16 protein-coding genes and 1 pseudogene are annotated in these 18661 nt (G+C 47.8%); 4 read left to right on the top strand and 13 right to left on the bottom strand.

All coding sequences use genetic code 11. The features are described 5' to 3' along the window. Window positions 1-9: 9 nt before the first annotated feature. From ABN764_RS00245 to ABN764_RS00215, 7 genes are all read right to left on the bottom strand, one after another. The gene (locus ABN764_RS00245) at window positions 10-963 is read right to left on the bottom strand and encodes an isochorismatase family protein (RefSeq protein ID WP_446670615.1); all 954 of its coding nucleotides are present in this window, start codon (window positions 961-963) and stop codon (window positions 10-12) included. A gap of 255 nt (window positions 964-1218) precedes the next feature. Next, on the bottom strand, window positions 1219-2844 hold the full coding sequence (locus ABN764_RS00240; protein WP_446670614.1) for a (2,3-dihydroxybenzoyl)adenylate synthase: 1626 nt from the start codon (window positions 2842-2844) through the stop codon (window positions 1219-1221). 3 nt (window positions 2845-2847) lie between these two features. Next, window positions 2848-4107: an isochorismate synthase DhbC gene (gene dhbC / locus ABN764_RS00235; protein WP_446670613.1), complete on the bottom strand. Its 1260-nt coding sequence runs from the start codon at window positions 4105-4107 to the stop codon at window positions 2848-2850. A 43-nt stretch (window positions 4108-4150) separates the two neighbouring features. Next, window positions 4151-4936 carry a 2,3-dihydro-2,3-dihydroxybenzoate dehydrogenase gene (locus tag ABN764_RS00230; RefSeq protein WP_446670612.1) on the bottom strand — a complete coding sequence of 262 codons (786 nt, stop codon included), beginning with the start codon at window positions 4934-4936 and terminating at the stop codon, window positions 4151-4153. Between the two features lie 15 nt (window positions 4937-4951). Continuing rightward, window positions 4952-5803 carry an alpha/beta hydrolase gene (locus tag ABN764_RS00225; protein WP_446670885.1) on the bottom strand — a complete coding sequence of 284 codons (852 nt, stop codon included), beginning with the start codon at window positions 5801-5803 and terminating at the stop codon, window positions 4952-4954. Between the two features lie 21 nt (window positions 5804-5824). Then, a complete protein-coding gene (locus ABN764_RS00220) occupies window positions 5825-6862 on the bottom strand; it encodes an ABC transporter substrate-binding protein (protein WP_446670611.1) in 1038 nt (345 codons plus the stop codon). Window positions 6863-6910: 48 nt separating this feature from the next. Then, the gene (locus ABN764_RS00215) at window positions 6911-8128 is read right to left on the bottom strand and encodes a helix-turn-helix domain-containing protein (RefSeq protein WP_446670610.1); all 1218 of its coding nucleotides are present in this window, start codon (window positions 8126-8128) and stop codon (window positions 6911-6913) included. A 252-nt stretch (window positions 8129-8380) separates the two neighbouring features. On the opposite strand from ABN764_RS00215, the pseudogene ABN764_RS00210 reads away from it, so the two are divergent. After that, window positions 8381-9747: pseudogene (locus tag ABN764_RS00210) on the top strand (IS1182 family transposase). Window positions 9748-9849: 102 nt separating this feature from the next. Here ABN764_RS00210 and ABN764_RS00205 read toward each other — a convergent pair. Beyond that, window positions 9850-10308: a hypothetical protein gene (locus ABN764_RS00205; RefSeq protein ID WP_446670609.1), complete on the bottom strand. Its 459-nt coding sequence runs from the start codon at window positions 10306-10308 to the stop codon at window positions 9850-9852. A 719-nt stretch (window positions 10309-11027) separates the two neighbouring features. On the opposite strand from ABN764_RS00205, the gene ABN764_RS00200 reads away from it, so the two are divergent. After that, window positions 11028-11717, top strand: a complete 690-nt coding sequence (locus ABN764_RS00200; protein ID WP_446670608.1) for an aspartate/glutamate racemase family protein — start codon at window positions 11028-11030, stop codon at window positions 11715-11717. Window positions 11718-11898: 181 nt separating this feature from the next. On the opposite strand, the gene ABN764_RS00195 is transcribed toward ABN764_RS00200, so the two are convergent. Beyond that, window positions 11899-12927, bottom strand: a complete 1029-nt coding sequence (locus ABN764_RS00195) for a fibronectin type III domain-containing protein (RefSeq protein WP_446670607.1) — start codon at window positions 12925-12927, stop codon at window positions 11899-11901. Between the two features lie 383 nt (window positions 12928-13310). On the opposite strand from ABN764_RS00195, the gene ABN764_RS00190 reads away from it, so the two are divergent. Next, complete coding sequence (locus ABN764_RS00190) at window positions 13311-14201, top strand: ComEC/Rec2 family competence protein (protein WP_446670606.1); 891 nt, start codon at window positions 13311-13313, stop codon at window positions 14199-14201. A gap of 5 nt (window positions 14202-14206) precedes the next feature. Beyond that, a complete protein-coding gene (locus tag ABN764_RS00185) occupies window positions 14207-14425 on the top strand; it encodes a DUF3006 domain-containing protein (protein ID WP_028532574.1) in 219 nt (72 codons plus the stop codon). Between the two features lie 533 nt (window positions 14426-14958). On the opposite strand, the gene ABN764_RS00180 is transcribed toward ABN764_RS00185, so the two are convergent. From ABN764_RS00180 to ABN764_RS00165, 4 genes are all read right to left on the bottom strand, one after another. Then, complete coding sequence (locus ABN764_RS00180; RefSeq protein ID WP_268627053.1) at window positions 14959-15069, bottom strand: YjcZ family sporulation protein; 111 nt, start codon at window positions 15067-15069, stop codon at window positions 14959-14961. Between the two features lie 260 nt (window positions 15070-15329). After that, window positions 15330-16223, bottom strand: coding sequence for a carbohydrate ABC transporter permease (locus ABN764_RS00175; RefSeq protein ID WP_139295441.1), 894 nt, complete (start codon window positions 16221-16223; stop codon window positions 15330-15332). 110 nt (window positions 16224-16333) lie between these two features. Next, window positions 16334-17215, bottom strand: a complete 882-nt coding sequence (locus ABN764_RS00170; RefSeq protein WP_446670605.1) for a carbohydrate ABC transporter permease — start codon at window positions 17213-17215, stop codon at window positions 16334-16336. An 83-nt stretch (window positions 17216-17298) separates the two neighbouring features. After that, a complete protein-coding gene (locus tag ABN764_RS00165) occupies window positions 17299-18642 on the bottom strand; it encodes an extracellular solute-binding protein (protein WP_446670604.1) in 1344 nt (447 codons plus the stop codon). Between the last annotated feature and the right edge of the window lie 19 nt (window positions 18643-18661).

The following is an 18661-nucleotide window of genomic DNA, read 5'->3' as shown; positions in this document are numbered from 1 at the left end:
GACCTCCTTTTATATCGAGTAATAATCATAATTAGGCACCGAGTTACTGTTGAGCTTGGCGGACAAGAGCTCCCACCAGCTTGCTACCGTCGGCCGTTCCGCCAATTCCACGAAGCTTACCGCAATGCTGCTGCGCTTCCAGCGTTCCACTAAGCTCATAATCCGAATCGAGTCCAACCCCCATTGCGTGATTAGATTATCTTGATCGCCAATCGCAGACGCCTCCTCCTGCAGCAGTTGCGCAACCGTTTCGCGCACAGATTGCATTGTTACCGAAAATCCCGCTTCTGCTCCGGCTGTTTCCTCTGCTTCCTGCTCGGCAGCATTCCGGTTAAGAGCGTTCAGAACCCATTCCGTCGTTGCCACTACTGCACAGCGCTCAGCCGCATAAGTTAACGCCATGCGATGCTTATCGAGCGAAAAATCAGCTACCGCATCTGCAATGAGGAAGGGCTGGACATCCTGCATAAATGCCTCGCACGAGGTCATCAGGCAGCCAATATGCGCGTAGATCCCACATACGAGCAGTTGATCCCGTCCGCGTTCCCGTAATATTTCAAGCAAATTCGTCTTCTGAAAGGCACTGTAGCGCCATTTTGTCACGAGAATATCGTTCACCCGCGGCGCCAGCTCGTCTACGAACTTTTTCTGATATGGCCCATCATTAATTCCCGACCCCCAGAAGTCTTGCAGCAATCCGCGCTGCTCAGGGGTCTGTCCCCCCGGCTGCGCCGAATACACGACAGGTATGCCAAGCTCTGAACAGCGTTCGCGCAGCTCCTTAATATTCGCAATCAGTTCGACCAGCGGCGATTCGCCAGCCTGATAGGCATCGACGAAATACTGCTGCATGTCATGGATGAGCAGTACGGCACGGCTTGGATCCGGACTCCAGTCGACCCTGTTCTCTGGCAGTTCTGCCTCACTTGGCATTCGATATGGAAGGATAGTAGGAAGACCCATCGTTTCTCCTCTTTTCACTAGTTTTTATGGATAAACTCTGCAACAACACGAGACATTTTCATGAACACGAAACCTTATCACTTACTTTTCACATACTCCTATAGGCACTCACAAATACTTTTTCTAGCGGCTCTCAGACACTTTTAGACAATTCTTTAGGCGCTTCTTCAAGCGTTTCTTCAAGCACTACTTCTGTTGCTACTTCAGTTACTGCTAATGCTTCGTAACATTTCTAAATGCATCTCCGCTTATCACTTACTTCTTGCTCAATGCCTCCTGCTTCGCAGCGATCAGCTCCCGCAGGATTTTCTTGCTTACCTTGCCGACTCCCGTCTGTGGAAAGGATTCGACGAACTCTACGCGGTCGGGAATTTTATATAATGCAAGCCCTCTGTCTCTTAGAAAAGCCTTCAACTCGCTGCCCGTTATGGCAGCTTCATAGGGAATGACGAATGCGCATGTGCGCTCGCCAAGGAATTCATCCGGCATAGACACAACAGCGGCATCATGCACACCAGGATGGGCAAGCAAATGATTCTCGATTTCCTCAGCCGCCACCTTATCTCCGCCGCGATTGATCTGATCCTTCGCCCGCCCCTCAATTACCAAATATCCGGCCGGAGTCATTCTGGCCATATCGCCTGTGCGATAAAAGCCGTCAGATGTAAAGGATCTTGCGTTGTGCTGCTCGGCTCGGTAATATCCGCGAATGGTGTACGGCCCGCGCGTCAGCAAATGTCCCACCTCGCCCGGAGCCACTTCGTCATCCTCATCATCAACGATGCGGATTTCATCATAGGGAGACATTGGGCGGCCCTGCGTAGTAATTATCGTCTCCTCGGGGTCATCGAGCCTCGTATAGTTCACCAAGCCCTCTGCCATCCCATACACCTGCTGCAATGTGCAGCCAATTGTCGATCTTACCCGCTTAGCAGCTTCTGCGCTGAACTTGGCGCCCCCAACCTGCAGCACTTCCAAGTGAGTGAGGTCGTAGCGGCGCGATTCCGCGGCATCCAGCCAAATTAAGGCGAGCGGCGGCACAACGGCTGCGATGGTGACACCTTCCTTGGCAATAAGCGGGAAAGCTTCATCAGGACTTGCTCCGCGGGCAAGCACGATCCGCCCTCCTGCATATAGCGTGCCAAGCACGCCAGGAGAGCTGAGCGGATAATTATGCGCAATCGGCAGCACCGCCAGATATACGCTGTGTTCATTCAACGCGCAAACTTCTGCGCTCATGCGCAGGCTATATATGTAATCGTCGTGCGTCCGTGGAATGAGCTTCGGTAAGCCGGTTGTCCCGCCAGATAATTGGAGGAAAGCGACATCCCCGGAGCTCGGCCCCTTAATCTCGCCAATGCTAGGCTCCGCATACAGATCATCCAGCGCTGTATATTCGCCTGGCTCACCTACAACAATAACGCGGCTTGAATCTGGCAGCGTGTCCTTCACCTGTGCGGCGAGCTCGCGATAATCGAACCCCGCATCCTTATCAGGGATCACATACGCGGCAGCCTGTGTGAACTCACATAAGTAGCCGATCTCGTTCCTGCGGTGCACTGGCAAGGAGAAGACAGGCAGTGCTCCGATGCGAAACAGCGCAAATATGACCTCAAAAAATTGCGGAATATTCGGAAGCTGGACAATAACTCGATCCTGCGCCCTAATCCCCAAACGATAGAATCCAGCAGCAAGGCGATCCGCCTGCTCATCCAGTTCCGCATAACTGATTCGCCGATCGCCGCTCACAATTGCGATGCGATCTCCATATCGGGCTGCACGGTGGCGCAGCATCGTGCCGAATGTCTCTCTCTGCCAGCATCCTTCCTGTCTATAACGTGCAGCAAATTCTTCCGGCCATGTCGGGCATCCTGCCAGCATCGTTCATCCCCCCTGCATCATCATCGGTTGTTGTTCATTCAGCCCCATCGCTTGCAGCAGCGTGCGAAGCTTGGCGGACGTCTCGGCAAGCTCCGCTTCCGCGGACGAGCCGACTACGATTCCCGCTCCCGCGAAGAGACGAAGCGAGCGGCCCTCCACTTCCGCACAGCGAATCGTAACGGCCCATTCTCCGTCTCCATTCGCATCGCACCAGCCGACCGCTCCCGTGAAGAACCTACGCTCGAACGGTTCAATCTCCCGGATTAAGTTCCGAGCGGCCTCCGTAGGCGTTCCGCAAATGGCAGGCGTCGGATGCAGCGCTAGAGCAAGCTCTAAGGAGGATATGTCATGATCCGCAAGCACTCCGTTTATTTCCGTAGACAGATGCCACATCGTCTTCGTAGAAACAAGGGACGGGCCTTCCGGCACATGAAGCTTGCTGCAATACGGACGGAGAGCGGATACGACCGCCTCAATGACAACCGCGTGCTCATGCAGATCCTTGTCCGATCTTAGAAGCTGGGCGGCACGACGCTCATCCTCGTTCAGATCATCGCTGCGTGCTGCTGAACCAGCCAACGGGTTCACCTTAATGTGCATTCCCCGCTTTGTTACGAGCAGCTCGGGGCTTGCTCCAATTAACGTTTGGGCTGTTCCGTTGGCAGCAACCACACCCTTGTCCTTGCTTGCATGCGGGTGCTCTATCGTTAATGGCACTGCAAACGTATATCCACGAGTGTTTTGGCAGAGTAATCGATGCAGCAAGCGTTGCACATCCACATCATGTGTCAACGTCACTTCCAAGGATCGGGACAACACCACCTTCTGGAGTTCGCCCGTTTGCAATCGCTCAAGAACCTGGTTAACGCCTTGTTTATACTGTTCTGGCTCCGGAATTGCTCGTACACAATAACTGTCCTGTTCCGGTTCCTGTTGCAAATAATCATGCGCATCCATGCGCAATGGCTTGTACCGATGCACTTCCTTCGGTACATATAGACACACAGGCTCCTCCATGTGAAACGGAATTGCACCGACAACGACCGGGCAATCACGATCCCCCTGCCGAGCTGCATCCAGCAGCTTCGACACGGCCTGAGGCAAGCTCTCTTCATCCACGGCCTGCCAATCCACCAGCCGCGCCCATTCCCCGTGCGTCAGCAAAGCTCCTTGAGGCGACGAGAAAAGAAAGGACGATCCCGCCTGATATTGTTCCAGAAGCCGTATCCCCTCACTTGTGGGAACGGTATCGCATTTCAACATGTCAATCGACTCCTTCCGATATATCAGTCACCTGACCTCAGTATCAACAGCCCAATGTCGCACCGCCGTCGATACACATGTCGTGCATCGTGATGTGTCTTGCCTGTTCGGATGCGAGAAACAGAACAGCATCAGCAATATCCGATGGCTGCGCGATTCTGCCCAGCGGTATCCCGAGGCGGAACGATTCAGGCGAACCCGCAATCATTGCTTCCGCTCCGTTCTGTCCATTCCACAGTGAGCGCTGCATCTCCGTATCCGTGGAGCCTGGCGACACAATATTGCAGCGAATACGATGCCGAGCGTATTCCAAGCCCAAACACTTCGTGAACATCGTTGTAGCTGCTTTCGATGCCGCATAGGCGGACATCTGCGTGCGCGGTACACCGGAGGCATTGGAGCCTACGGTCACAATCGCTCCCGATCTGCGCTTGGCCATACGCGTTACGACAGCGCGCGACATATAGAATACGCCATTGACATTGACACTGAAGGTTGACTGCCAATCTTCATCGCTCAGCGTCTCAATCGGGCCCAGCCGCAGTATGCCTGCCACATTGACAAGAACGCCGATCGGGCCAAGCTCTTCTTCTATCCGCTCCACCGTTCGATTTACGGCCATACTGTCGGATACGTCGACTGGATAAGCGGCGGCATGATATCCGCCTGCATTAAGCTCGGCTGCGAGGCTGGTACAACCAGCCTCATTCCGATCAACGACAGCCACGGCTGCACCTTGAACGGCAAGCGCGCGCGCCACCGCCTCTCCGATTCCCTGAGCCGCACCTGTGACAACGGCCACTTTGCCTTCAAGCCCTGAATATTTCATCCTGCCAACCTCTCTTTATTTGTCCGGGTGTAGTGCGAATCGCAGCGCCCGGCTCACCAATATTGGAAGTACCGAAACATGCCCTTCCTGCTCGAATTCCTTGTATTCCGCCTCTACCCCGATGGCGGCCGATATGGCTGACAGGCGATTCGCCAGCTCGTTCGCACGCTCACAGTTACGGCATACATGCGTTTTTTCAAGCTCACCAACACCGAGGAGTAATTGTGCTTGCAGCGGGCGTTCTTGCATTCGTGCTTGCGCGATGAAGTTTCGCTCCAGCTCTTGCATGTAGTCCGGATTCCAATGGAGCGATGGACTGCCCGCGATGTAATATCGAAAAGCCTCTGGCTTGCTGAACAGCGTATAGATCGTGAACAAACCACCTAACGAATGACCAAACAGCGCCTGACGATCGCGGTCAATCTGGAACTCACTCTCGATCTGCGGCTTTAGATCCTCCTCTATGAATTGCAGGAAAGCTGCTGCTCCGCCTTGATCAGGGAGTGGTGTGCCATCTGGGCGCTGCTTGAAGTCCGAGGCTGGCAGCGGTGTGAAGTCGTAGAAGCGATCTGGTGCATATGGTCCGTTCGTCTCATACCCAATGCCTACCACAACTGCGGGCAGCACACCGGTCTTATCCGGTCTGCGGCATTGCAGCCGCAGCGCTTCCACCATCATGCCGAATACGGAATTGCCGTCCAGCAAGTAAATAACCGGATAACCGCTTGGTGGAGGCGATCCTAGGGGCTGAGCCACCATTATTTGATACGATCGCCGTTCTGCGCGTGAACGAAGCACCCACTGTTCAGCAAGTGGAATCTCGATCCTGCGGCGTGAAAAGTCGGTAAGCGTCGGCGTTGATTTCATTTGTTCCAACCGCTTTGCCCCCTATTCCGTCAACAGTCGAACAGCATCATCAACGATTTTTTCATATGCAATCAAGCCGCTTCCGAGCCAGTACTGGTTGTTCACTTCATAGACATGACCCTGTTTGGCCGCAGGCATGCTCTTCCAAATTGGACTGTCCATCATCTCTTTCATGCGGTCGCTTCCTTGATCGTAAGCGTTGATGACGAAAATATAGTCCGCATCCATTTCAGGAAGGACTTCTAGCGAAAGATTCGCGCTGTTCTCATTGGCCACCAGCTTCGTAATACCAAGTCCCAAATCCTGATGGAGCACATATCCGCACAAATACTTGCCTCCCATCAGACTAATACCTCTTGGCGCAAACCGAATGATGGCGACCTTCTTGTTCTCAACAGCCTTGCTCAGCTTCTCCTTGGCGTCCGTTACCTTTTGCCGATATGCCTGTAATGCTGCATCAGCCTCAGTGGACTTACCTAGCAAGTCTCCTATTGTGACGAGCGATTTCTCGATATTTCCGGACGCATTTTTAAAAACATACGTCGGCGCGATCTTCGCATAGCTCTCATATATTGTTGCGTCCTTGGCGTATGTCTCCGTGTGCAAGATAATTAATTCCGGGTTATAGGACATTAACACCTCCGGCGAAGGAAGCCCTGCCGACAAGTCCAACTTAGGAACATCCTTCAGTTCTTCTTGCAAGTACTCATGCCCCTTCTTCCCGTTAGACCATTGCGCCACTGGCTTCACGCCCAGCTTCAGCAAGGAGTCCTCCATGTTAGGGGCGAATACCCGCTTCGGTGTGGACGGAAGCTTGATCTCATGTCCAAGCTCGTCCGTTACCGTCCGCTCTTCGGTTGTCGCAACATTCTTCGCTCCCGCGGCAGCGGCTGACACATTGGACGTGGCTTCTTTCGGGCTCTGAGATTCGGATGCGGCATTGCCATCCTCCTTTTTGGCCCCGCAGCCCGCGAGCAAACTTCCGATAAGTACGCAGCACAATAGTGCTGTTAGTCTAAATTTCCAACCTTTTGCCCCTGCATTCCGTCGATTTAACACGATCCCTCTCCTCCAATGATAACGATTCTCAATCGACTCTGAGTATACTCACGTTGCGAAGGATTCACCATAGCCATAATCCTGAAATGTGTTTGGACAATTTCCAGTAAAGAGCAGCAAAGCCTCATCCAGCATCCGAGCAATCGCAACAGCTGAATATTCGAACCAAGGATCTGCGGTTATCGGATGTACATGCCCGTTCCGTACCGCTTGAAGCTGCCTCCATTCGGGAGAATGCTGCAGTGACAGCCAATATTTGCGGGATGAAGCCTCTGGGCACACGGCAAGTAGAATCCGTTCAGGATTCAGCTCACGAAGCTCATCCATCGAGATCGGGGAATGGCCTTGCAGCCCTCTTTCGCAAGCAGCCTTGAGATGCAAGTCATCGTACAGTACTTCCTCCAAGCCTCGATTCTGGTACACGAATAGTTGAGTCTGGTAGATTCGCAGTGCCATGACGCGATCGTCTCCCAACTGCTGCGCCGCTTGTGCGCGTCCGGCTTGGGCGTTTTTTTCGTAATGATCGATCCATTGCTGCGCAAGCTCTTCCTTGTTCAAAAAGCAGGCAATTCCCATAAGCTGCTTTCTCCAGCCCGCTTTACTCGATACATTGTGAACAGGAGCGATCCCATTCAGTTTGCTGCTCTCGCGCATTTGGAGCTGATCTGAGGCAATGATGACGTCCGGCCGTGCCCGGCACAGCTTATCCAAATTAATTTCAAACGTGAATTTATGATATGGATCAGTTAAAAGAAGATGCGTTTTAATTTTGTCGCTGTAGAGGTTGTAATAATAAGGAGACCACTTGGGATCGAGAGGCGCTGCCTCCGGGATGAGTTGGAGCGCAAGCAAGTGGCCTATTGTCGAAGATGAGCATACGGCGATGCTCCTCTTGGAATCTTTGGCGAAATCGGATGGCGACAGACCGACCTCCTTCTTGAACTTGCGGCTAAAATAGAACTCGTCTCGGTAGCCTACCTTCTGCGCAATGTCTCGCAACTTGGCGTCTGATTCCGTCAGCAAGCGCTTCGCATGCATAATGCGCACATCCGTCAAAAATCCCATCGCGCTCTGACCGAACCTTCGTTTAAATAAATCCACAAAATATTTGGGGCTGATGCTCGCCATTTCCGCCAATTGTCCAATCGTGAGCTGCTCATTATAATGGCGCTCCATGAACGCTTTAATCTCCTGCAAATCCGTCTTCTGCATGAGGCCCATCACGTTCGAGCCGTTATCTGTATGCGCTGTTTCCGTTGCACGCATAAATATCCCTCCCTTTTGAAGTCGCGATGAAGTTGATGAATAATATAAATATAACAGATATTGATAATGATTCTCATTTTCAAACATAAACTAACACACCATTTTAAGGAAGTCAACGGAAATATGGAAATACAAAAAAAGACCCCAACATCTGTTGAGGTTCCAGCGTGTAGACAAAGTATCTTTAGATACAAGGTCTACACGCTTTTTTTGTCGAATACATAAGAGAACAATGTGAACGAGGTGAAAATCATGCTTCATCAGGAAATGGAAGATGGCCGCTATCAGATTGCGGTTGTTGCTTTAGACGAACTGGTTCCCCAAGATCATTTGGTTCGTAAAATTGAAGAAGTCATCGACTTCTCCTTCATTTACGACTTGGTAAAAGACCTGTACAGTGCAGATCAGGGTCGGCCCAGCATTGACCCGGTGGTTCTCATTAAGATGGTCTTCATTCAATATCTATTCGGCATCGTCCATGCGCCAAACCATTCGTGAAATCGAAACTAATGTGGCTTACCGCTGGTTTCTCGGCTATGACTTACCCGTTCCATTCCTCATTTCAGTACCTTTGGCAAAAACTATGTGCGTCGCTACAAGGATACCGACATTTTCGAGCAGATTTTCAGCCAGATCCTGAAACAGGCCTGCCGCCATAATTTAGTGGATCCCTCCGTACTCTTCATCGATGCGACACACGTAAAAGCCAACGCTAACAAGAAGAAATACATCAAGCAAATGGTGGAACAAGAGCCGAAAAGGTACCAGACTGAGTTGAAAGCGGAACTGAATCGGAACCGGGCAATGCACGGAAAGAAGCCACTGCCCCAAAAGTCTGAAGCTGCTGTCAAGGAAGTTAAAGTCAGCACAGCCGACCCGGAAAGCGGCTGGTTTGTGAGAAATGAGAAAGAGCAAACCTTTGCCTATTCGGTGCATGCTGCCTGCGACCGAAATGGCTTTATCCTTGGAACAAAGGTCACAGGAGCTCATGTCCACGACAGCAAGATGTTGCTTGAGGTTTTAAAAGAAGTTGCAGATAGCTTTGGCTGCCCCCAAGCGGTAGCTGCAGATGCCGGATACAAGACCCCACACATTTGTAAAACGTTGCTGGATAAGCAGATTCGCCCCGTTATGCCCTACACCCGTCCACATACGAAGGACGGATTCTTCCGGAAGCATGAATACGTCTATGATGAGCATTACGATTGTTATCTCTGTCCGGCTGTCAGGTGTTAATCTATGAGACTACAACCCGGGAAGGATATAAGCAATACCGTTCGAATCCGAGTATTTGCAGAAATTGCCCGTTACGGAGCCAGTGCACGGAGAGCAAAGACGTGATCAAGCGAGTGACCCGTCATGTCTGGGCGAGGTATGTGGAAGAGGTTGACCATCTTAGGCACACACCGGAGAACAAACAGTTATATGCTAAACGAAAAGAAACGATTGAACGTGTCTTCGCCGATCTCAAAGAAAAGCATGGCATGCGATGGACCACTTTACGAGGACTTCAAAAAGTGGCCTTGCAGACGATGCTTGTTTTCAGTGCCATGAACCTCAAAAAACTGGCGAATTGGATGTGGAGGAAAAAAGGACCTTTCTCTATTTTCAAGCTCTGAAAACCATTTTTTTTTTGAAAAAATGCCCCGGTTACACATGTAACCTGAGGCATTTGTCGACAGTCTGAAAGCACCTTTAGGTGCTTTTTTTATTAATAACATCTAACGGCGAGTGTCTATTACCAGTCTGTACGGTGTGTTAGGATCATAATCCGAAGGGTATCTCCCTCGCACTAATACATACACGTCTTCACCCGGATTAATAGTGGTTGTCAGAAAACGCGGTATTGCAGGACTACCGTAGTTGCCCTCATCTTTGAACGAAATAACTTGTCCGTCATTTTTGAATACAATAAACATCAGATCATACGTGCCACCACTATTAGGTGGGGTAAATAACGCTGCTACTGTACGCATGCCTGGAGTAGTGTTCTTTACATGGTAGAAATCGAGATCATCGGGAGCGTCGAGGTAACCCCCATGCTCATGCACATAGCCAAGGTCAACCTCAATTGCAGTATCAAAGGTATCTGCAACACCTTTTTGCGCAAAAGCAGATGGTGCAAAAGTTAGTAGTAGCACGGAAGTAATCAAGGCTGTTATTACTTTTCTTATTCTCATACATTCACCTCCAAATGCAATATGAGTCGGCCGAACTCTTAACAAAATATTACCAATTAATCAATCTTCTGGTATATAGTGCAATAGGACTAATATTTTGTCGATTATTAAACATTAATGTAATATTCTATAAAGAAAACTTAATCTAAGTGGATTGTGGACATAGAGAGGGTGTAAAATAGAGTATGCCTTTCTCAGTTACTTATATTACTGTTGCTCCAGAATAAATGTAGTGACTTGTACACATAAAGAATCGGAGATATGAAAGAGCGTTCGAACATTCGGAATACAGGGGCTCGGTACACAAAAAGCCCCGTTCAATTGGCGGCAGCTTCTTTAAACTTCAATTCCTCATTGGTACGTTCAATACCCCAAAAATGCCGTCGCTACGCCCATTCTAAGAAACAGTCATGTAAACAAACAACCCATATTTTCTTAAATCTGAACATACAAACATCTCATTGATTCCTTTCAATATCAATGATTTTCCCTTTATAGCTCCTTTGTATAATTAGTCGTCGATCCCCAAGACTTTTTACGCTATTGGAGGTCGACGACAAGTTTTTACGTATACTAGGATTTATCGTCACCTTTATGATTTCTCTTTTCAATATTATAATATAGAACCATAGTAGCATACATAAATCAGTTCATTCACCGTTCAATTAGAAATTTAAATGCGGTTGAACGGGTGGCAAAAGGTTGAATGGAGGGGCAACATGAAAGTAATTGGTTTGCTTGGCGGAATGAGTTGGGAGTCTTCGGTTGAATATTATCGGATAATTAATGAAGAGGTAAAAAGAAAACTGGGAGGGCTGCATTCAGCGAAATGCCTTCTATACAGCGTCGATTTTGATGAAATTGAACAGTACCAAGCAGAAGGAAATTGGGAAAAAGCCGGTGAAGTATTAGCTAACGCTGCTCGCTCTTTGGAGAAAGGAGGAGCTGATTTTATCGTTATTTGTACGAATACGATGCACAAAGTTATAGATGATATCCGATCCAAAATCAATATCCCCATTGTACATATAGCAGATGCAACGGCAAATCGAATTAAAGAAAAAGGGCTTCGAACCATTGGGTTGCTTGGCACCAAATATACGATGGAGCAGGATTTTTATAAATCACGCTTAGAGCTGAATGGGATAAAAGTTATTGTACCAAATGCCGATGAAAGAGAACTTATCAATAAGATTATTTATGAAGAATTATGTTTGGGAAAAATTCATCAAGAATCAAGAGACTACTATAAAAAAGTGATCCAGGGATTGATTGAACTAGGAGCCGAAGGAATTATATTAGGTTGTACGGAGATCGGGTTATTGGTAAATCCGGAGGATTCCAAAGTACCTGTATTTGACACAACCTATATACATGCTGTTGAAGCTGTAAATATATCATTAAATTAGGCATTGTTAAACGCCATATCACTAGCAAGTAGACAGAATTAGTAATGCATCTTATGCTGCGACCGTTTCCCGGTATCCACTGGGGAACGGTTGTTTAGTTTGTTCTGAAGGAGATGGAGCCGGTAAATAATCCATCCTTTTTGGAAAAAATGAAAAACCGCCCATAAGAGCGGCCTTAATATTATTTAGTCTTATATTCATTTACTTCGAACGTTAAGATCTTATCAAAGATAACATAGTCTTTTCGTGCGCTGAATGGTCCTTTGTTATTGTTGTGCTTGTTGATAGCATAAGATGCAGTTCCTGATCCAGCTTGTTTATTTTCGTACCATGTGATGAATGCATTTACCTCTTCTATGCTTAAGTCAAATTCCTTTTCAAGTCCGGTAACCATAGTTACTGTCAACAATGCTCTTTCTCCAGTAACTTCAACTGCTTTTGGCGTGGCTGATGCTTCATTAGAATCATAACTCTTAACACCATTTACAACGGATTTTACTACATAAAAATATGTAATATCGTTTAATACAGTCGTATCCGTGTATGTTTCATACGTTGCCCCTGTTACTGTAGTATTGGCGATCGGGTTATAAGGGCCGCCTTTTGTTGTGGAACGTAATACGATGTATTCGCTAGCATTTTGTACTGCTTTCCATGTTAATGTTACTTGTCGATCTCCAGCAAGAGCATTCAAATTTAACGGAGCATCCTTATCAATCATGTACCCGTCTTCATCAATGTCGACTGCATCCATTGTAGGTGAATATCTATTATCATCAATGTATGTTATTTCTACTGTATGTTCCCCTTTTGATAGTCCTGTTTTTTCATACGTTAGGACCGCAAAAGAATTCCCGTGTTCAGCCAACTTGTATGTTTCTGGCACGCCGTCTACCGTTACTTTCGCTGTTCTACTGGTATTATACGTTCTATGCAACAGTCTAAACTTAGTTCCATAGAAAGAAAAAGAAACTTTTGCATTAGCGTCTACTGTGTATCTATATGGTTCTCCTAGTATTCCCCTCGAATCTTTGTCTGCAACTGCCCATGGTTTACTACTCTCTAATTTTATTGCGGAATCATGATCATCTATTCTTTTCCATCCACTTTCAGGTTGCAATAATTGTGAGCCTATTGCTGCTGCAAATACACTAGTTGATACAGAGAAAAACATAAATGCCGCTATAACTACCGCTAAATACTTTTTCAACTCAGTCACTCCTCATGTGATTTAATCTTTCACAGATTACCCTATCAACATATACGTTGTCTAAACAATATATTACTTTTTTAATCATTTTAACCATTTAATAGTAATTCTTTTTTTCCATCCTATCACATATTTAAGTTTCAGAATATTAAGAGCTACCACTACTCCTCTGAAAGCGTTCATCCAGGTTCAAGATTAAAACACGCTTTGCAAGCCAAGCTGTCGCCTTTTGCTAGCGATTTCTTTTTATTTTCCACTTGTCGGCGTTCCTCGTTAACTTTTCATGTTATGCGGTGGCAGCAACAACAAGAAAGAGACCAACATCAACCATCCTATCCCCCATTGCAATATGATAATATTGTTAATAGGAGAAGGAGGCATCTATGAAGAAACTATACATACCTTTCCTGCTTTTGGTCGTATTGCTGACAGCTTGCACACCAACTAGTACGGAAACTCAAGGAAACATCCAGCAAGAGAAGCCCAAGCAAGAGAAGCCTAAGACGCAATCGTCAGACGTATTGAAAGTATATTATCTGGACGTTGGTCAGGGAGATTCAACCCTAATTCGCACGCCCAAGGGACAACATGTCCTAATTGATGGAGGGGACAACAGTCAAGGTGAGAACGTGGTCAAATATTTGAAGCAGTACGGGGTTAAAGAGCTTGACGCAGTCATAGCCACTCACCCTGACGCCGATCATATTGGTGGTCTGGATACCGTGCTTAATGCGATTCCAGCCAAATCCGTATATGCGCCCAGAGTATCTCACACAACGAAGACCTATGAGGATTTCCTATTAGCGGTCAAAAAGCAAAAACTCAAGATCAAATCCGCAAAAGCAGGGGTCGTGCTCCCGCTCGATGGCGTACAAGCTGAGTTCCTTGCTCCAGTCGGAGATTATGGAAAGGACTTAAATGCATGGAGCGCAGTTCTTAAGGTTACATACAAAAATACATCGTACTTATTCTCAGGGGACGCTGAGCGCAAAAGCGAAACCGACATGGTCAACATCGGTGCGAATTTAAAAGCAGATGTATACAAAGTCGGCCACCATGGGTCGGATACGTCTACCTCAGCTGAGTTCCTAAAAGCAATTCATCCAACGTATGCGGTAATCAGCGTTGGCAAGGATAACAAATATAATCATCCGAAAGATGTCATCATGAAACGCCTTAAGAAAGCCAATGTCAAAGTGTTCCGAACTGATAAAGAGGGCACTGTCATTTCAATAAGTGACGGAAAGTCAATAACATTTGAGAAGGCGAGGTAACAACATTGATTCAAGGGGTAATCGACCAGATTGAATGTGATATCGTAACCATTGAAGTAGAAGATGGACATACCATCGAATATCCGAAGCATCTGCTCCCTGCAGAAGCTGAGGTTGGAGATGTTGTTCATATTGTCGGAAATGTAATCACGATTGACAAACAAGCTACAGAAGAACGCAGAAAAGAAGTCGACCAGCTGATGGATGAGTTATTCGAAGATTAATCATTTGCTTTCACAATATGCACCCATAGAATAGAAAACGGACTGCGATAACCTGCAAGCATCCTTAGCCTGGGATAGATATTCCCCTGCTAAGGATGCTTTTTCTTTTGCCATGACTATGAGACATAATCTCTCACAGGACTGTAAGCGTAATTAAAGTAATAATCTTCCGGATCAATTCATCCTGTTGTACAGATTTGTGCTCTCGTTGAAATGATTGATCACCGCCACATAAATGGGTGTAGCTTACACATCCATTTTGCTCAGTCGGTTTCGGACTTGCCAGCATACTCTAGTAAATGTAGTAAATGTCGTGGGAGAAAAGAAAAGTGCATCATATAAAAGGCACAGTACAAGCGGTACAGATTAGTAAATGCAGTACAGACTACGGGATGCAGCGATTCAAGGTTTCCCGTACTAATCAACGCGAGCTATTCCCTACTAAATAAAAACAGCCTTGCTTCATCAGCAAGGCATAAACACGATGATGTCGATCATTGAAGTCGGTAACGATATTGTTCAATCCTATCGTATTATATAGAGCAAGAGCACAAGATGATAACCAACAAGATAAACAGAACTAAGATTGCGCCTGTGCTCGTGAAGCCTCCAAATCCACAGCCTCTGCCAGCAAATTCACCCATTGAGATGACCTCCTTTCTCTAGGTACACAACATAGTATGATGGAGAACAAGGATAGACACGGCGCTTTGCCCAAGCAGAAATAATTAGGCATTCACATAAGTCAAGCAGCGTTTGTCCCTCGGCAAGACTCATTTACATTTATTTCTGCAACCAACAGCCATGAAGCATGCACAAATACCGCCAACGAAATTCGTTGGCGGTACGGATTGTTACGTTTAAATTAGCCAGTTATACAAATCACCTGATGCTTTCCCCACTGTTACCCCTTCACTGCCCCTGCCAGCATCCCCTTCATAATCTGCTCTTGGAAGATCAAGTACATAATAATCGTCGGAACGACCGACAGGCTAAGTGCTGCCAGCGTCAGACTGTAGTCCGTACCGTAGCCATCCGCGAAGATGGAGAGGCTGAGCGGCAATGTCTTCAGCAGCGGATTGCTAATGAAGACGAGCGGGAATGCGAAGTCGTTCCAGAAGCGCAGGAAGCCTAGTACAGACACGGTTGCGAGCGCCGGCATCGACAGCGGCAGAATAACCCGCAAGAAGATCCCTGTATATCCTGCACCATCGATCAATGCGGCTTCCTCCAGTTCTTTCGGGAAGGAGGTCATATACGCGGACAGGACAAATATCGCAACTGGCAGTTCGAATGCTGTATAAGGCAGTACAAGCGCCGCATAGGTGTCGAGAATGGACATTTGCTTCATCATAATGAACAGTGGAACCAGTGTACTATGAATCGGAATGAGCATCCCGAGCAGGAACAATCCCATGATGTACGGCTTCCACTTAAACTTGAATCGTGACAATACAAAGGCTGCAAGTGCGCCGATCAGCAGGGTGGACACGAGTGAAATTACCGTAACAGCCAGAGAATTGCCGAAGGCAACATTCATGCTCGCTACATCCCATGCTCGAACGAAGTTATCCCATCTCCACTCGCTTGGCATGCCGAATGGAGAGGAGAAAAACTCTTCGTTGCTCTTGAAGCTGCTGATGAACAGCCATAGCAATGGATACAGGGTCAATAATGCATACAGGGTTAGCAGCAACCAGACCAGTCCGGCCACCCCCTGCTTCCACACCCGGTTGGAAGCGCGTCTCCTTGTAGAGGAAGGCATGCGGCCAAGCTGTTGAACGGGTTGGTTCCCCATGTTCCTCTCCTCCTATCTTCTTGGACTTATAAGTGGCAACATCGAAGCATGATCGTGTCTGATCGAAATCCGCTCCTATGTTACTCATCATGTTCGAGTCCTTCCTCTACTTAGAGCGCATCCTTCTTCCGATTCATCAGCAATTGACTGACTACAATCAGGATTAAGCTTAGAATGACAATAGATGTCGATACGGCACTCCCATACCCATATCGGAATATATTGAACGTGTTATTGTACATATACGTGGCCAGAAGCTCAGTTGAATGTGCCGGACCGCCGTGCGTCATGATAAAGATGAGATCGAAGGCTTTCAAACTTCCCGAGATGCATAGAATAACAGCCACCTTAATCATGCCCCAAATCATCGGCAGTGTAATGAGGGACAGCTTCTTCCACCCTCCAGCACCATCCAGCTTGGCCGCATCGTTCACTTCGCTCGGAATATTTTGCAATGCTGCGATAAATAAGATTAGATACGGCCCGATATTGCTCCATATGATCGGCGGTCCAATCGACAGAATTGCCACCTTCGGATCGGATAGCCAGCCGAGCTTCCAAGAAGACAGTCCGAGCGAATCCAGAAGGAAGTTCAATATCCCGATCTGAGGATGATAGATATATCCCCATACTAAGCCGATCACGACCGAGGACAGCACCATCGGCATGAATACCGAAGCGCGGATGAACTTCTCGAACCAGCGATTGCGCACGAGCAGCAGCGCCAGCAGCAAGGCAATTGGAACTTGACCGAATACAGAATAAGCCACGATATACAGATTGTTGCGGAATGAGCCCCAGAAGATTGGATCGCTTAAAACTTCTATATAATTTTTCAATCCAATGAACTTCATATCGCCCATGCCTTTCCAGCTAAACAGGCCATAATACGATGACCAGATTACCGGAATGACGACGAACACCAAATAAATAAGAAGCGCGGGCAGCAAGCCAAGCATGATAAACATCCGCGCTCGCGATGCAGCGGTCATAGTCATCTATCCTTTTCTTTTGTTAGGCTGCATGATCCCAATACGTAAGTAGGGTCAGTAATGGCCTTACGTCCAAACACAAACTACTCCTTCAACCCTTGCTCCTGCGCATCCTGAATCTTCTTCGCGATATCTTCCGCCTTCCCGCCGAGAAGCAGCTCCTGCAAGCCATTATTGACGACCTCTGTTGCTCCAGACGTTAATTTCGCATCATAGACAGGTGTACGCTTCACTTGATTCACGAGATCGTACAGCTTGGCGAACAATGCGTTCACTTTGCTCTTATCGAGATCTACCTTGAAGCTGACGAGCTGGTTCGCCTCTAATGTTGTCTTCTGAGCTTCCGGACCAGCCAGTGCCAGAATGAGTTCTTCCGCTATCTTCTTCTTATCGCCTTCTACCTTGCTGCTCAGCGCAGGTCCAACCCCGATCGCGCCGGACACCGAGTTCGGATCTCCCTTACCTCCCGGAATGGATGGCAGCACAGCAACGCCTGTGGCGTCTAGTACCTCTTGAGGCGCCGTTGCGACTAGATTCGTTACCGCCCATCCACCTTCAATGATCATCGCGGCTTTGCCCTGTGAATACAATTGTTCCATTTGTGTCCCGTCGATCGCGTTGAAGCCTTCCTGGAACGCACCAACCGTAGCAAGCTCCTGCAAATGCTCAAGCGCCTTCACGAATTCAGGATCTGTGAACTTCGCTCCGTTTTGTGCAACCGCCTTGTTAAACCATTCAGTTCCCGTCACGCGATCTGCCAGCGAGCTGAGAATACTGGATTGTGCAAGCCATGGAGCTTTATTGCCAAGCGCGATTGGAATGATATTTTTGGATTTAAGCGTTTTAACTGCGTTCAATAATTCATCCCAAGTCTTCGGTACAGTCAGGCCATTATCCGCTAGTATTTTCTCGTTGTAATACAAAATAGACGTTGGAGACAGTCCCATTGGCGCACTGTATATTTTCCCGTCAAACGTGAAGTCATCGAAGGAGTTCGGCATGTAGCCGTCTTTCCAATCCTTATTCGCATCAAGCAATCCATCAAGCGGCTGAATCAAGCCTGCAGCTGAGAACTCCTTGGCAATCGTACCCGGATGCATAATGAATACGTCCGGCATCTCATTTGCAGCCGCAACCGCTTTCAATCGTTGGCGATACGCATCCGGTGGAATTGCTTGAATCTGCAAGTCTACATTCGTGTTATCCTTCTTGAACTGTTCAATGATCCCCCGCATCGCCTTGGCGCGCAAATCTTCCCCAGTGAAGTTATGCCACAAAGTAAGCTGAATCTTACTCTTCGGATCTACCTTCGCCCCTGAGCTCGAATCTGATGGGGATGTCGATCCACCTCCGCAGCCTGCCAGCACCAATGTAAGCATCATCACAAGCATAACCATTTGGCTCCAACGCATTTTGTTTTTCAACATGTACAGCCCTCCTCATGAC

Origin of the sequence: Paenibacillus wuxiensis (genome assembly GCF_040195695.1) — a bacterium.
Taxonomy (GTDB): Bacteria; Bacillota; Bacilli; order Paenibacillales; family Paenibacillaceae; genus Paenibacillus_B; species Paenibacillus_B suaedae.
This window is presented reverse-complemented; position numbering and strand designations above follow the sequence as displayed.

What these genes read in the sequence shown, in the direction of transcription:
- ABN764_RS00215 (WP_446670610.1), bottom strand. Translation starts at nt 8,128, where the DNA reads ATGCGTGCAACGGAAACAGCGCATACAGATAACGGCTCGAACGTGATG.
- ABN764_RS00170 (WP_446670605.1), bottom strand. Translation starts at nt 17,215, where the DNA reads ATGACCGCTGCATCGCGAGCGCGGATGTTTATCATGCTTGGCTTGCTG.
- ABN764_RS00180 (WP_268627053.1), bottom strand. Translation starts at nt 15,069, where the DNA reads ATGGGTGAATTTGCTGGCAGAGGCTGTGGATTTGGAGGCTTCACGAGC.
- ABN764_RS00190 (WP_446670606.1), top strand. Translation starts at nt 13,311, where the DNA reads ATGAAGAAACTATACATACCTTTCCTGCTTTTGGTCGTATTGCTGACA.
- ABN764_RS00225 (WP_446670885.1), bottom strand. Translation starts at nt 5,803, where the DNA reads ATGAAATCAACGCCGACGCTTACCGACTTTTCACGCCGCAGGATCGAG.
- ABN764_RS00230 (WP_446670612.1), bottom strand. Translation starts at nt 4,936, where the DNA reads ATGAAATATTCAGGGCTTGAAGGCAAAGTGGCCGTTGTCACAGGTGCG.
- ABN764_RS00240 (WP_446670614.1), bottom strand. Translation starts at nt 2,844, where the DNA reads ATGCTGGCAGGATGCCCGACATGGCCGGAAGAATTTGCTGCACGTTAT.
- dhbC (WP_446670613.1), bottom strand. Translation starts at nt 4,107, where the DNA reads ATGTTGAAATGCGATACCGTTCCCACAAGTGAGGGGATACGGCTTCTG.
- ABN764_RS00175 (WP_139295441.1), bottom strand. Translation starts at nt 16,223, where the DNA reads ATGGGGAACCAACCCGTTCAACAGCTTGGCCGCATGCCTTCCTCTACA.
- ABN764_RS00200 (WP_446670608.1), top strand. Translation starts at nt 11,028, where the DNA reads ATGAAAGTAATTGGTTTGCTTGGCGGAATGAGTTGGGAGTCTTCGGTT.
- ABN764_RS00205 (WP_446670609.1), bottom strand. Translation starts at nt 10,308, where the DNA reads ATGAGAATAAGAAAAGTAATAACAGCCTTGATTACTTCCGTGCTACTA.
- ABN764_RS00165 (WP_446670604.1), bottom strand. Translation starts at nt 18,642, where the DNA reads ATGTTGAAAAACAAAATGCGTTGGAGCCAAATGGTTATGCTTGTGATG.
- ABN764_RS00245 (WP_446670615.1), bottom strand. Translation starts at nt 963, where the DNA reads ATGGGTCTTCCTACTATCCTTCCATATCGAATGCCAAGTGAGGCAGAA.